Source organism: Shewanella denitrificans OS217 (assembly GCF_000013765.1).
In the GTDB taxonomy this organism is placed as follows: Bacteria; Pseudomonadota; Gammaproteobacteria; order Enterobacterales; family Shewanellaceae; genus Shewanella; species Shewanella denitrificans.
Genome location: NC_007954.1, coordinates 4,039,072 through 4,052,646, shown reverse-complemented (window position 1 = coordinate 4,052,646; position 13,575 = coordinate 4,039,072). Strand labels below are relative to the sequence as shown.

The following is a 13,575-nucleotide window of genomic DNA, read 5'->3' as shown; positions in this document are numbered from 1 at the left end:
TATATCACGATGTTAATCTGTTGTGATATTTAGGTGGTATCTAGGTGAACCCTGTTGCCATGCTAAATGATATAGCCTTGAGTGTGCTTTTGTTGGGTAAAGGTTTGCTGAGCTATTTGGGTTTGGTTTTCCGCAAGCCACAGTTTCAATTTGGCCAGTGGCATGGGGCGGGCAAAATAGTAACCTTGAATATCCCAGCAACCTAGCTGTAATAGCTTATGCACTTCTGTTTCTGTTTCGACCCCTTCGGCAATCAAGCTCATGCCTAACTCATTGCCGATATTAATAATATTTCTCACCATCACATCATCCCCCTTTCCCAGTGGGGTGATAAAGCTACGGTCCACTTTTAAGGTGTCGAAGGGTAAATTACGTAGGCGCTCAAGGGAGGAGTAGCCCGTGCCGAAGTCATCGAGGTGGAATTTATAGCCTTTGTCCACTAAAGCGCACATGGTGGGTAGAATTTCTGTTTCTGATGTGGCGATCATGCTTTCGGTTAGCTCTAAATGTATCGCTGAGCTGGGTAACTGATATTTAGTGGCGCAGTCGACTATATCTTCCTCCAAATTAGAGTCACGAAATTGGCGCACGGATAAATTAATATTACAGATAAGGTCGGGGTAGTTAAGCCTAAGGTCCGCCAGTGAAGCGCCGACATTATCGAACACTTGCTTACCCAATTTAGTGATCATGCCCGAGGCTTCGGCAATTTTGATAAACTCATCGGGAGGAACGAAAATTCCATCTAAAAACCAGCGGGATAAGGCTTCCATGGCGACAACCTTTCCATTGCGAGCATCGACAATAGGTTGAAACCAGACTTCCAATTCTTGGTGGTTAAGGGCTTCTTGTAACGCTTGCTCTAATTGCAATCGACGTGAGACGGCATCCAGTAAATCCACTCTAAATACGACGGTTTGATTTCTGCCCTTACGCTTGGCTTCGTACATGGCAAGATCGGCATTGCGGATCACATCTTCTTTAGATAAAGCGGATTTTACTGCCGCTAAACCAATCGAGGCTTTTAACTTAAGTTTATGGCCATTGTATTCAAATGATTCATAAATTTGTTGATGTAAACGCTCGGCAAAGGGCAGCACCATTTCAGGTTCGACATTTTCTAATAAAATGGCAAATTCATCTCCCCCTAGGCGTACCACAGTATCGTAGTTTCGAACCATGGCCAGCATGCGTTTGGCAACGAGTCTGAGTATGTCATCTCCAGCACTGTGGCCTAAACCATCGTTTAATAATTTGAAACTATCGAGATCTAATAGCAGCAAGGTACTGATGAATTTTGGGTTTCTTTGGTGGTGATTCATATTGGCATCTAAACGGGACATGAGTAAGCGGCGGTTGCCTAAGCCCGTTAAGGCATCATGCTCAGCCAAATAACTTAAATCATCATGACGTTTGCCCACTTCACTAATAAACTCATTTAGGGATATGGCTAAATTATCTAGCTCATCCTTGCCCACTATTGGCCAATGAATGCTTTGCTCAGGCGCTTGTCTGTGTTGATCCGCAAGCGCTGAGAATAAGCGTATTCTTTTCAATACTTTAAAGTTCATTATCCAAAAGACTCCCAAAAGGGAAATGAGACTAAGGCCGGCCACACTTAAGGCCAATAATAACAAGGTTAAGCTACGCTCTTCTTCAAGGAAGGTGCCTCCTTGTACTTTTATCTTGGCGGGTAGCCCAGCAAGGTTTTTATCCACTATCCAATGGGGCTCATCATTCACTAGTAGGGTATGGATTTCCACTTGCGCATTTTGGCTAATAGGCGCAGGTAATAACTCAAAATCGACTAGAGTCATGTTTTTGAAACCTTGCATAATCTTGCTATCGAGCTTGCGGATAAAAAATAAATAGCCACTAGGGTCATGGCTTTTGATTGTGTCTGTGATGGTGGAGCCAGTGATCATTATGGCGTCAGTGCCCACCCATGCTAGTGCCGTATTGGCACTGAGCTTATCAGGCGTCATCAAGCTTGGGAGTAATGCTGAAAATGTTTGCCAGATGGACTCAGGCATAGGCACTAACTCGTTGTCCATCACCAGATGCGGCGCAGTGACTAAACTGCCATCGAGGTGAGTAATGATAAAACCATTAACTTGAATGTTTATCAGTGATTCTGGAACCAAGTTTTCTTGGATAAATTCGGGGTTGGTGCCTAAGGTGAATTGCTCGGTATCATCCCAATGGGCATAATCGGTGAGGAGCAGTTCAAAAGATTGACGGCTTTGTTTAAAGACCCCATTCACTCGCATGAGCTCTTGCTCATAGTGCTTAGCATCGAAACTATCGAAGCGAGCCTCCATCAATTGGTGGGCAAAAAATAGAAAGCAGGCACCAGTGGTTAGCAAGAGTGCCGACATACCGACAAGCATCCAGCGGCCTAAACTTTGGTGGGGTTTGTATTGGGGAGTCTGGGCTAGATCCATTAGCATATGCAATCCTCGATTGAGCACAGATCTGAGTGTAGTCAGATAAATCGAAAATGAGCAATATTCAACCAATAGATAAGTGTAAATTTAATCTTTATACCCATCACATTGGTTTTGTTCACGTTAACAGTGTCCGCATGGTTAATGTGATATTGTTATATGGCTATCATTGGCTTAAAAGGTTCTCAAACAGTCTAAGTAGTTTGGGATGTATTTGGTTACCTCTCTTGTGGCCAGCGCCATCGCCACCTTTTTATGGCTTTGTGTGTGAGTTTACGGTTCCCATTCTTTGAGTGGCCTTGTATTCAGTTTGCTGCTGGTACTAGCCGAGTTCCTGGTATATTTTTTCTAAAATAGGCAGGTTGGCTTCGGGGAACTCATAATCTTTTAATTGTGCTTGGTTGACCCAGACTATCTGCTGACCTTCAACGCCAATCGCTTCACCGCTAAAATCTTGGACTAAATGTATGTCTAGCAAAACTTGTTTATCTGGGTAATCGTGGCTGATGGACATAAAAACCGAGCTCGAAACGACAGAGAGATTCACTTCTTCTTTCAATTCGCGGATCAAGGCTTGGGTGACAGTTTCATCGGCTTCGACTTTACCGCCGGGAAACTCCCATTTGCCACCTTGATGTAAATGACCATGACGTTTAGCCAGCAGAATTTGCTGCTGTGAATTGACTATGATGCCTACGGCAACATGAACACGTTTCATCGGCTTAGTTATTCCTTAAAAAAATCGTCTTGTTCGAATCCGGCATCATCCAGAAGATCAGGATCCAGTAGACCCGCTTCGAATGGGGATTTTACCGGTATAACGTGTTTTTCTGAAGCCCAATCGCCTAGGTCGATAAGTTTGCAGCGCTCACTGCAAAAGGGTTTGAATTTAGCATCGTCAGTCCATGGGACAGACGATTGGCAGATGGGGCACTGGACAACTAATGACATAATATAAGGTTTCTTCCATAAGCAAGTTAAAGGTATTTTAATGGTTGGCGCTACAGGTAGCCAGAAAGAATTGAATGCTTTTGTCAGAATGCTTCTGCTGCTGGAAATCAACGAAATGGATCGCGAAGCGATTTCTGTGACCACTAATGATCGGGTAGCACTCACTGTCTGCAGTGAGCTTAACTCGCACTAAAGAAAGTACTTGGGTGCAATCCTGTTGATAAAAGCCCGCGTGAGCTGTGGCGGGGACAAACTCAGCCGTACTGCGGCTCAATTCCAGCAATAAACAAATGGGCTCTAACAGTGGGTGGTAGTGAGTTAGCCAAGTGGTAAGATCTTGCTGTCTATCACTCCAAGATTTGGCGAGCCAGCAGTGCAGTTGGGGCAAATCAAAGTTACAACAGGCGCCCAGCATGGAAAACTTCTGTCTAAGTGCACTAATGAATTTATCTTGCTTGAGTGCGACACCAATGCGTTCTGGTTGCTGTAGTGGCCCCTTGGCTTGATTGAGTCTATTTATCAATAGATTAATCTGCTGGGTATCGGCGTGAGGCAAGTCTTGCCATTTATTAAGCACTAGAATTTGTCTATCCAAATCTTTGAGCACTTCAGAGCGAAAATCACACCTATCTGTCATTTCGCATAATGAAAACAAGGGATAAAAGCCATTGTGCTGCTGATCAGAGGCAATCGCCTGGGCTAATTGCTGAGCTAAGTATTCCAGACGCAGATAGCTGCGTACTTTTTCATTTAAAGGTTGCTCATAAATCAGCGGTTTCATTGTGATAGCTTATCGCTCCCCTTGGGTAACTTGTGCTTGGCGTAAATATTCTTGATGCAACTTAGCGACAGCCTGACGTAAATAGTCAAAATCGCCAGTATTTTCGATGATCTTATTGGCTTTTTCGAGCCTAAGTTCACGACTTATCTGGCTGGCGATAATTTTTTGTACTTGTTCTGGCTCGACATTATCCCGGCTTGACGTTCTGCTTACTTGTAATTGTGGTGAAATATCCACCGCTAAGGTGCTGTTGACTAACTTATCTAACTCATTTTCGAATAGCAAGGGTGCAACCAGAATGACATAGGCAGATTGGGCTTGTTCAATCTGGGAAAACATCAGCTGGCGGATCATGGGGTGTAATAAGTTATTCAGCCATTCTCTTTGCTCAGGCTGGTCGAATATTTCTATCCTGAGTTTTGCTCTATCTAATTGGCCATCTGCTTGCAATACTCGCTCACCAAAGTGACTGACTATGGCCTTAAGGCCTGTGCTTTCAGGGGCTACGACCTCACGAGCGACAAGGTCGGCGTCGACTATGGTTATTCCATGTTGGTTAAACATATCTGAAACAGTGGTCTTTCCACTGCCTATGCCACCCGTGAGGCCGACTATAAATTTATGTTCCATCACAAGAAGGTGCCTAGATACCAATTAACTATGTCATTGCCCCAAATAAGCGCTATCCAACCAGCCATGGCGATGTAAGGACCAAATGGGATCGGATTTCCTTGATTGAGTTTTTTACTTAAAATCAGCGCAATCCCGACAACTGCACCCACTAATGAAGACAGTAAAATTATCAATGGCAGCATTTGCCAACCAAGCCAGGCGCCAAACACCGCCAGAAGTTTAAAGTCACCGTAACCCATGCCTTCCTTACCCGTAACGAGTTTAAATAGCCAAAACACCGACCATAGGCTCATATAACCAGCAATTGCCCCTATGATGGCATCAGTCGGACTTGTGAATACGCCTTGTAAATTAATCAACAAGCCTAGCCAAAGCAGCGGCATAGTAAGCTGGTCTGGCAATAGCATTTCATCGAGATCTATGCCAGTCAATGCTATCAAGACAAAGGTCAGTAGGGAGGCAAACAAAAACTGACTTGTAGGGCCAAAGTGCCAAGCTAAGACAGCAACCATAAGCCCTGTGAGTAGTTCGATAACGGGATAGCGTACAGAAATAGCCTGTTGGCACTGAGCACACTTTCCTTTTAGCATGCACCAGCCAAGGATAGGTAAGTTATGCCAAGGCTTAATGGCGGCATTGCATTTAGGGCAGCAGGAATTAGGCACTACCAAGTTATAACGTTCGGGGAAACTATCTAACGGTTTTTCTAAGCGTTTCAGGCTGACGTCTTTGACTATATCCGGGTGATACTCTTGTAAGTATTGATTACATTCAGCTTGCCACTCACGCTTCATCATTACAGGTAGACGGTGGATAACCACGTTAAGAAAGCTGCCTATGGTGGCGGCAAAAATAAAGCAAACACTGATAAAAATAACAGGATATTGGCCCATAAGGGCGATAAATTCACTCATCTGTACTGGTTCTTTTAGTTGTTATAAATTAGGTTTTACAAATTCTTTTATATAAATTTGATTGTTATAAATTACTTAGAATAAATCAATTGTCATCAGCTAGTTATCATTGCTGCTAACTGCTAACTGCTAACTGCTAACTGCTAACTGCTTAAGCTTAGCTGACAATTTTACCCATTTGGAAGATAGGTAGGTACATGGCAACGATAAGGCCACCAACTAGAGTGCCTATCACCACCATCATCACAGGTTCGATTAAACTAGATAGTCCATCCACCGCATCATCCACCTGCATTTCATAGATGTTCGACACCTTGTTGAGCATATTATCCAGTGAACCAGATTCTTCGCCTATCATCACCATTTGAATGAGCATATCAGGGAAAAGGTTAGTAGTACGCATGGCGACATTCATCTGCATGCCTGAAGTCACTTCTTGCTTGACTTTAAGTAATGCCTTGCGATACACGGCATTACCGGAGGCGCCAGCGGCAGATTCTAAGCCATCGATTAATGGCACACCTGCCGCAAAGGTGGTGGCTAAGGTACGGGCAAAGCGCGCCATGGCGCCTTTATGTAAAATATCGCCAATGGCGGGGATTTTAAGCACTATTTCATCGACTCTGTCCCGCACCATTTGCGAGCTTCTGTGTGCTCTCACGAACAAGAAAATCGCTAACCCTATGGCAGCAAAAATAACATGCCATGAGGCTTGCAAGGCACGTGAAATACCCAGTACTAGTTGGGTAAATGCGGGCAGTTCTGCGCCAAATCCGGCGAAAATATCTTCAAATTGTGGCACCACGAATAGCAGGAGTAACACAGTGACCGCCACCGCAACCACAACTACGGCGGCGGGGTAGAACATGGCTTTCTTGATTTTTGACTTGAGCGCCTCGGCTTTTTCTTTATAGATGGCGATGCGATCGAACACCAGATCTAAGGCGCCAGAATGCTCGCCTGCTGCGACTAAATCCACATAGAGGTCGTCAAAATAGCGCCTGTGGGGTCTTAGTGCATTAGAAAGAGGAATACCCGATTGCACATCGGCGATGATAATGGCGAGGAGTTCACGCATTTTAGGTTTTTCATGGCCACGGCCTAATAGTTCTAAAGTGGTGACTAAGGGCACGCCAGCGGCCAACATAGTTGCAATTTGGCGAGTGAGCATGGTGGTATCCATGGCATTAATCTGTGGCTCGAACAGCTTAAATAACGGGGCCGATTTTTTATTGACCCCTTTGGGGGTTACCCCTTGTGATTTGAGTATGCCCTTGATTTCACTGATACTGGTGCCACGTAGCTCACCTGCGGTTTTCTGACCATCTCTATTTACACCTTTCCACTGAAAGGTAAACACCTTAGGCTGATGCTTAACATCATTTTTCTTTTTTGCAGGCCTTTTACTTGCGCTGGCAGTTGCCATAAAGCCGCTCCTTGGGTGACATTATTGGAAAAGTATAGTGTTAACATAGCATTTAAATCAGCGGTTTGGATGCTTTTGAACTGGAAATTTTAGCCACTTTCTAATACGAATAACTAAGCTAGAGATTAAAATATGGCTATTCGCTAAGCGCTTAGCACAAGAGCTAAGCTCAAGCGCTAAGAGCTGGTGATACGATTGATCTCGGCGATGCTACTTAGGCCTTGGATTACTTTTAACAGACCCGATTGGCGTAAATCCCGCATGCCTTGCTCTTTGGCGATGCGGGCAATTTGCAATGAGTTACCGCCTTCCATTATGGTGCGGGCAATATCATCAGACATCTTCATCACTTCATATACGCCTAAACGGCCCTTATAGCCACCGGAGCAAAACTCACAGCCAACGGGCTTAAACACAGTGAAACCTTTGTCGATATCAGCTTGTTGAAAGCCTAAGCGCTGCAGCTCGGCCACAGGAATATCTTCGGCATGTTTGCACTCGGGACACAGGCGCCTTGCCAAACGCTGAGCGATAATTAAATTCACCGAACTTGCAATGTTATAACCAGGCACACCCATGTTAATGAGGCGGGTTAGGGTTTCCGCCGCCGAGTTAGTATGCAGTGTCGATAGCACTAAGTGGCCGGTTTGCGCCGCCTTAATAGCGATTTCTGCAGTTTCCAAGTCACGTATTTCACCCACCATGACCACATCCGGATCTTGGCGCAAAAATGAGCGCAGGGCTGACGCAAACGTCAGGCCGGCTTTTAAATTGATATGGACCTGATTCACCCCTTCGAGGTTAATTTCAACTGGGTCTTCTGCGGTGGAAATATTACGCTCTTCGGTATTGAGAATATTAAGACCTGTGTACAAGGACACGGTTTTACCTGAGCCCGTGGGGCCTGTGACTAAAATCATCCCCTGAGGCTTGGCGAGCATTTCTTCATAGAGCAAGCGTTGATCGTCTTCATAGCCAAGTTTTTCAATACCTAACTGCGCCGATGAAGAGTCCAAAATACGCATTACGATTTTCTCACCCCAGATGGTGGGCAAGGTGCTAACACGAAAGTCGATAGATTTAGTGCGGGATAGCTTCATCTTGATGCGGCCATCTTGTGGCACGCGGCGCTCGGCAATATCAAGTTTTGACATCACCTTTAAGCGGGCCGAAATACGCCCGGAAAGTGCCACTGGCGGCTCTGAGACTTCATGGAGTATGCCATCGATGCGAAAACGAATGCGATAGCGCTTCTCATAGGGCTCAAAATGCAAATCTGAGGCGCCTTTACGTATGGCATCGGTGAGGATTTTATTAATGTAAATAACGATGGGTGCATCGTCACTGCTTTCACCGCCTGGCTCTTCATGACGCTTGTCTGTGTCGGTGATTTCAATGCCAGCGAGGGCGGCTTCATCCATGCCGTTTAGATCTAACCCAGTAATATCATCTTCGATGACCTTCTCTAGGGCCTTGCTGAGCTTATCGTCTTCCACCAAAATGGCTTCGGCGTGCAGGCCTAAGCTAAATTGAAAATCTTCCAATGCGGTAATATTGGTGGGGTCAGAGGTAGCAATATAGAGGCGATTACCGCGCTTAAATAGCGGTAAGCACTGATGTTTGGCGATAAGTTTTTTATTTAATAAGTCTTCCGCGATGGCGGCAACATCGAATTCTGCTAAGTCTAATAGCGGGGTGGCATATTCTTCATGGCACAGCTCGGCAATTTCACGAGCGGATAAGTGCTTGCCGTTAATCAGGGTTGCTACTAGCGAGTGTTTATTTTTACGTGAATCGGCGATGGCGGAGGCCATGATGTCTTCGCTAAGGAGACCCTTGCGAATAAACAAATTGGAGAGGCCTAGATGAAGCGCAGTTGAGGGCATGTATGCTCGCTGTTAAATATAAAGGAGGGCAATGATTGCCCTCCTTCTTCTAGATACCTTTTATACTTTAGATCCCAGCACCATCTTGACACTGGGCTGCTGTAGCACCTGACCCAGTCGTTGTTGCTGTGAAATCTACTGCCCCAGTCGGGTTAATGGCTGCAGTTACTGAACAACTACCTTCATTAAAAGTAATGCTACCACCAGTTCCTTCCGCAAAAGTACCAACTGCAGCACCTAATTCAGGAACATTTAGCATGTCTTGATTAATTGAGTCACAGGCAACACCAGATTGCACACAGGTTACGGCTTTAGATGTATACGCGCCCAATCCTTTCATTGCCGCGCCACCGTGAGCAGCACCAGTGTAATCACGGTATGCAGGCAGTGCGACTGCAGCTAAAATACCTATGATCGCCACTACGATCATTAATTCGATTAACGTGAAGCCTTTGGCGTTTTTCATTTGCTTAATTGATTTCATATTATTTCTCCATCGAGTCCGTATTCTAGCGTCATCCCTGGTTTAATATTACATCCTGTAAAGCTACGCTGCGGCCTCAAGTTTTAAGTTGCTTCTAAAGCGATCAAGCATTTACGCTTAATGTGCTTCTGCTGTTGTGCCACTTGCACTAGCGTAAGCACTAGATTTTGTGGCGGTTTGAAATTCAGTTGTTTTTCATCGTTACATTTTGCTTGATGAAAATTGGCTTCCTTTCGTATGTCGTTTCGGCAAAACAGAGATATTTAAAAGGTGACCTAAATTTGGCTAAGGTTTAGCTATTCCTACACTTTCCACACTTACCACACTTTCTACATTTATACTTTCGAACACTTAGTTCCTAAACTATCCTGCTCAAGAAAGCATTCCTGTTCAAGAAAGCCTGCGGTCGAAAGCTGGGTTGAAAATGATTGTCGAAATAACTTTAGTCTAGCCTTAAGTGGGTCGCCTTATATTTTTAACATCGCTGTCTGGCCGAAAGGCCATCTCGCCTGTGGTAAAAGTTAGTATAAAGTTACTGAAATTGAAATAGCCACAATGCATAAAAATCAAAAAAACAATTAAATATTGTTAGCTTGCGTGTTTTTAGAGCTTCAAGTTATAACATTTTTTTGACACTTGAGCTAACCTTAGTGATTAATTGGCTTTTGCGTTTTCCTGCCGGTTTATTGACGTGAGTCAAAAGTATTAAGGATGCAATTGTTGCTGGGCTCTGGCTGAAATTGTTGCTTAAAATATAACCATGACAAGCGGGTGAAGAGGCCATCATAGGAAGGCTAGATGGCGTTTGGCTATTTAGGTAGAGCTATTAGATAGAGCTAGTAGATAACACTAAGGGTTATTTTAGCCGCAGTGATAAATCCAGCGCCCTAACATGCTTAGTTAATGCCCCCACAGAAATATAATCCACCCCTGTTTTAGCAAAGTCGGCCAAGGTATCTAAGGTGACGTTGCCTGAGACTTCAAGCTTTGCGCCTCTGCCGCCTTCTTTATAGGCATTATTGATTGCCACAGCTTCAAGCATCATGGTGATATCGAAGTTATCTAGCATTATGATGTCGCAGCCACCATCGAGGGCTGCCTTCAGCTCATCGAGGGACTCAACTTCCACTTCGACCGGCTTATCATTATGTAATGCTCGCGCCGCTTGTATGGCCTCAGCGATACCGCCACAGGCCATGATGTGGTTTTCTTTAATAAGGAACGCATCAAACAAGCCAATGCGATGATTCTTACCGCCGCCACAGGTGACAGCATATTTTTGCGCAGTGCGAAGGCCAGGGATGGTTTTTCGAGTATCGAGCAGGCGAGTCTGAGTGCCAGCGAGCTTATCAACATAACGCTTAGTCAGGCTTGCCACCCCAGATAAGGTTTGAATGAAGTTCATTGCGGTGCGCTCACCGGTTAAAATCACTCGGGCTGAGCCAGAGAGCTCACACAATACCTGATTCGCAACCACCAGATCGCCATCATCCACATGCCAGTGCAGGGCAACTTGACCGCCCAATTGATTAAATACCTGTTCGGCCCATGCTTTGCCACAGAAAACGCCGTCTTCACGGGTAATCAGTGTGCCTCTAACCTGCTTTTCAGCAGGGATAAGCATAGCCGTGATATCGGCATTAAGCATGGCTTCGACACTTTGATGCTCGTTATGGCCTAAATCTTCATTGAGTGCGGTTTTGACTGAATGGCGGATGTCATTTTCTAACATAAAAATTCCTTGCTACAGGCTGACTCTGACAACTTCATTGTGCGATTTACAGCAGGCGAAGATGATGGCAGATTTTAGCGTCATGGGATCTTGTTTAATACTCAATAGATTAACATACTTGTATTTAGGACTTAGTAGTTTTTTGTCAGTAAGATAGCTGTTAACTTATGATGATATTAACGTTGATATTAACAATAGGGCTAGGCAGATTGCGGCTTCACTTTGCCCGATTGCTATTCACTAATTATCATTCCCTAAGTAACAAGTAACAAGTAACAAGTAACAAGTAACAAGTAACAAGTAACAAGTAACAAGTAACTCAAGCTATTTGAGCACAGAGAAAATGGAACCCAAGATGAATGACGGATTGAGCTTAACTCACGGCTGGTTAAATGAAGCGCGTCATTGTTTATCGCCGCACTTTAATGCGCGCCCCAATGCTGAGGTCAGTCTGCTGGTTATTCATAATATCAGCTTGCCAGCAGGGCAATTCGGCAAGCCTTATATTGACCAGTTGTTTCAAGGGTGTCTTGCCATCGATGCCGATGCCAGTTTTGCTGAGCTTGAAGGTTTGCGGGTATCGGCACATTTCTTAATTCGCCGCGATGGCGAGCTAGTGCAATACGTCAGTTGTGACGATAGAGCTTGGCATGCGGGGCTCTCTGAGTTTTTGGGTCGACAAAATTGCAATGATTTCGCCATTGGCATAGAGCTTGAGGGCACAGATTCTATCCCCTATAGCCAAGCGCAATATCAGTGCTTAACTGCCTTAACCTTGGTGTTAATGGCGCAATACCCTATGATTAGCCTAGATAATATTGTTGGTCATTGTGATATTGCTCCCGGGCGTAAGACGGATCCCGGTGAAAGTTTCGACTGGGCAGCTTATCGAGCCGAATTAGGCGCGAGCTTGGCTAGACGCTAGCCCCTGTTGTATTAACAATATCTGAAGTTAAGAAAAGTTATGATCTTTTAACCCCAGCCCAGCATTAGGAAAACATCAATATGGCACTTTTTTCGCTGCTTATCGCCATCTTAGTCGAGCGTTTGCGTCTGCTGCCCAGTCAGTGGCAATTTGATGCATTAATGCAAAGCTATCATAAGCGCTTTTGGGATCGGGATTCATTAGCTTCTACCAGTGGCGCCTTGTTAGCCATGGCATTGCCAGCGATTATCTTAGGGTTAATCTTGTATTTGCTCGATGGGTTATTTTTCGGATTATTTAATTTGCTCGCGTGGATTTTTGTGTCTGTTATCTGCTTTAGCCACCAAAACCTCAGAGATACCTTTAAAAAATATATCCAAGCGGCGTGTCGCAGTGATGTGCAAGCAAGCTTTCGCTATGCCAGCGAACTCGATTGCTGTGAGTGTCTCGATGCGGTAAATGAACGTGACTTAGGTGCCAAGGTCGGGCAAATATCGGCCTGGATCAACTATCGCTACTATGGCGCGGTCGCGTTATTTCTTATTTTCTTAGGCCCAGTGGGTGCCGTCTTGTACTGCACTGTGCGTTACTATAGTCAGCGAGAATTAAGTCTTAATAATCAATTACAACATTGCCAAACGGCTAAGCAAGCGCTGCTAGAACAAGGTGTTGTAGCTGACAATGCCGAGCTTGCAGATGAACCGAGCCATATTAAGATGCCGTTAGTGCAAGAAATTCAAAAGTTATTGGATTGGCTGCCCAGTCGTATTTTTAGTTTTGGTTTCGTATTGAGTGGCCAGTTTTCATCGGGAATGCTGATTTGGCGTAAGCTGGCACTGCAATGGCATAGTGGTGCTAAAACCTTGATTACCGAGACAGCCTTAGCCTCAGAGGCGAGTATAGTGTCCGAAATGCTTGCCGATGACACCCTAGATAGCGACTCTGCTAAAAATGCCCCTCTGAGCGTGCGTGAAACCTTGGCGCTACTTGAACTCAGTAAGCGTAACTTTATCCTGCTACTGACGGTATTGTCTGTGCTCACTATTTTTGGCGTGGTCAGTTAGCCTCATCAGCCCATGTGGAGCGAGCAGGCAGCTGTTGGCTCTCTCCATTGTCTTTTGCCTTACTTTATTAACTCAAACTTCGATTGGTTCCCTTGGTTAGCTTCATATTATGTCACTCTGGCTAATAGATAAGATGGATTTACCTCCAGTTTGTCAAATGGTCTGACCCCTTGTCGCGATTTTTCGTCTATGCTGTGGGTTTGCGCTTTGTAGCACTGTTATAAGCTAATACCATTGGTCGGGTGAGTTTGGTCTCCCTAGACATAAATTAGCAGATTTGATAAAGTGCGCGCTCTCATATAAATTGGTAAGACCAATTGACAGAATGATTG

At 44.8% G+C, this 13,575-nt stretch carries 12 protein-coding genes; 2 read left to right on the top strand and 10 right to left on the bottom strand.

Annotation, left to right across the window (positions count from 1 at the left end; all coding sequences use genetic code 11):
* Positions 1-62: 62 nt before the first annotated feature.
* The 10 genes from SDEN_RS17635 to nadC form a co-directional block, all read right to left on the bottom strand.
* Positions 63-2,450, bottom strand: coding sequence for a bifunctional diguanylate cyclase/phosphodiesterase (locus tag SDEN_RS17635; RefSeq protein ID WP_011497814.1), 2,388 nt, complete (start codon positions 2,448-2,450; stop codon positions 63-65).
* Between the two features lie 319 nt (positions 2,451-2,769).
* Complete coding sequence (mutT, locus tag SDEN_RS17630; protein WP_011497813.1) at positions 2,770-3,165, bottom strand: 8-oxo-dGTP diphosphatase MutT; 396 nt, start codon at positions 3,163-3,165, stop codon at positions 2,770-2,772.
* An 8-nt stretch (positions 3,166-3,173) separates the two neighbouring features.
* A complete protein-coding gene (locus SDEN_RS17625) occupies positions 3,174-3,398 on the bottom strand; it encodes a DNA gyrase inhibitor YacG (RefSeq protein ID WP_011497812.1) in 225 nt (74 codons plus the stop codon).
* Positions 3,399-3,435: 37 nt separating this feature from the next.
* Positions 3,436-4,179 carry a cell division protein ZapD gene (gene zapD, locus SDEN_RS17620; RefSeq protein WP_011497811.1) on the bottom strand — a complete coding sequence of 248 codons (744 nt, stop codon included), beginning with the start codon at positions 4,177-4,179 and terminating at the stop codon, positions 3,436-3,438.
* 9 nt (positions 4,180-4,188) lie between these two features.
* Positions 4,189-4,809, bottom strand: a complete 621-nt coding sequence (gene coaE, locus SDEN_RS17615) for a dephospho-CoA kinase (RefSeq protein ID WP_011497810.1) — start codon at positions 4,807-4,809, stop codon at positions 4,189-4,191.
* Positions 4,809-5,726 carry a prepilin peptidase gene (locus SDEN_RS17610; protein WP_011497809.1) on the bottom strand — a complete coding sequence of 306 codons (918 nt, stop codon included), beginning with the start codon at positions 5,724-5,726 and terminating at the stop codon, positions 4,809-4,811. The genes coaE and SDEN_RS17610 overlap by 1 nt, the downstream gene beginning before the upstream one ends.
* Positions 5,727-5,883: 157 nt before the next feature.
* A complete protein-coding gene (locus SDEN_RS17605; protein WP_011497808.1) occupies positions 5,884-7,152 on the bottom strand; it encodes a type II secretion system F family protein in 1,269 nt (422 codons plus the stop codon).
* Between the two features lie 176 nt (positions 7,153-7,328).
* Positions 7,329-9,038, bottom strand: a complete 1,710-nt coding sequence (gene pilB, locus SDEN_RS17600; protein ID WP_011497807.1) for a type IV-A pilus assembly ATPase PilB — start codon at positions 9,036-9,038, stop codon at positions 7,329-7,331.
* Positions 9,039-9,105: 67 nt separating this feature from the next.
* Positions 9,106-9,522, bottom strand: coding sequence for a pilin (locus tag SDEN_RS17595; RefSeq protein ID WP_011497806.1), 417 nt, complete (start codon positions 9,520-9,522; stop codon positions 9,106-9,108).
* Between the two features lie 856 nt (positions 9,523-10,378).
* Positions 10,379-11,254 (bottom strand): carboxylating nicotinate-nucleotide diphosphorylase, encoded by an 876-nt coding sequence (nadC, locus tag SDEN_RS17590; RefSeq protein ID WP_011497805.1) that lies wholly within the window; start codon positions 11,252-11,254, stop codon positions 10,379-10,381.
* A 355-nt stretch (positions 11,255-11,609) separates the two neighbouring features.
* Between nadC and ampD the strand changes: the two genes are divergently transcribed.
* On the top strand, positions 11,610-12,179 hold the full coding sequence (gene ampD, locus SDEN_RS17585) for a 1,6-anhydro-N-acetylmuramyl-L-alanine amidase AmpD (RefSeq protein ID WP_041405885.1): 570 nt from the start codon (positions 11,610-11,612) through the stop codon (positions 12,177-12,179).
* Positions 12,180-12,259: 80 nt separating this feature from the next.
* Positions 12,260-13,243 carry a beta-lactamase regulator AmpE gene (gene ampE / locus SDEN_RS17580; RefSeq protein ID WP_011497803.1) on the top strand — a complete coding sequence of 328 codons (984 nt, stop codon included), beginning with the start codon at positions 12,260-12,262 and terminating at the stop codon, positions 13,241-13,243.
* The last annotated feature ends 332 nt before the right edge of the window (positions 13,244-13,575 follow it).

Bases quoted from the DNA above. Each gene is read 5' to 3' on its own strand.
- SDEN_RS17635 (WP_011497814.1), bottom strand. From the start codon at position 2,450: ATGCTAATGGATCTAGCCCAGACTCCCCAATACAAACCCCACCAAAGT.
- mutT (WP_011497813.1), bottom strand. From the start codon at position 3,165: ATGAAACGTGTTCATGTTGCCGTAGGCATCATAGTCAATTCACAGCAG.
- SDEN_RS17625 (WP_011497812.1), bottom strand. From the start codon at position 3,398: ATGTCATTAGTTGTCCAGTGCCCCATCTGCCAATCGTCTGTCCCATGG.
- zapD (WP_011497811.1), bottom strand. From the start codon at position 4,179: ATGAAACCGCTGATTTATGAGCAACCTTTAAATGAAAAAGTACGCAGC.
- coaE (WP_011497810.1), bottom strand. From the start codon at position 4,809: ATGGAACATAAATTTATAGTCGGCCTCACGGGTGGCATAGGCAGTGGA.
- SDEN_RS17610 (WP_011497809.1), bottom strand. From the start codon at position 5,726: ATGAGTGAATTTATCGCCCTTATGGGCCAATATCCTGTTATTTTTATC.
- SDEN_RS17605 (WP_011497808.1), bottom strand. From the start codon at position 7,152: ATGGCAACTGCCAGCGCAAGTAAAAGGCCTGCAAAAAAGAAAAATGAT.
- pilB (WP_011497807.1), bottom strand. From the start codon at position 9,038: ATGCCCTCAACTGCGCTTCATCTAGGCCTCTCCAATTTGTTTATTCGC.
- SDEN_RS17595 (WP_011497806.1), bottom strand. From the start codon at position 9,522: ATGAAATCAATTAAGCAAATGAAAAACGCCAAAGGCTTCACGTTAATC.
- nadC (WP_011497805.1), bottom strand. From the start codon at position 11,254: ATGTTAGAAAATGACATCCGCCATTCAGTCAAAACCGCACTCAATGAA.
- ampD (WP_041405885.1), top strand. From the start codon at position 11,610: ATGAATGACGGATTGAGCTTAACTCACGGCTGGTTAAATGAAGCGCGT.
- ampE (WP_011497803.1), top strand. From the start codon at position 12,260: ATGGCACTTTTTTCGCTGCTTATCGCCATCTTAGTCGAGCGTTTGCGT.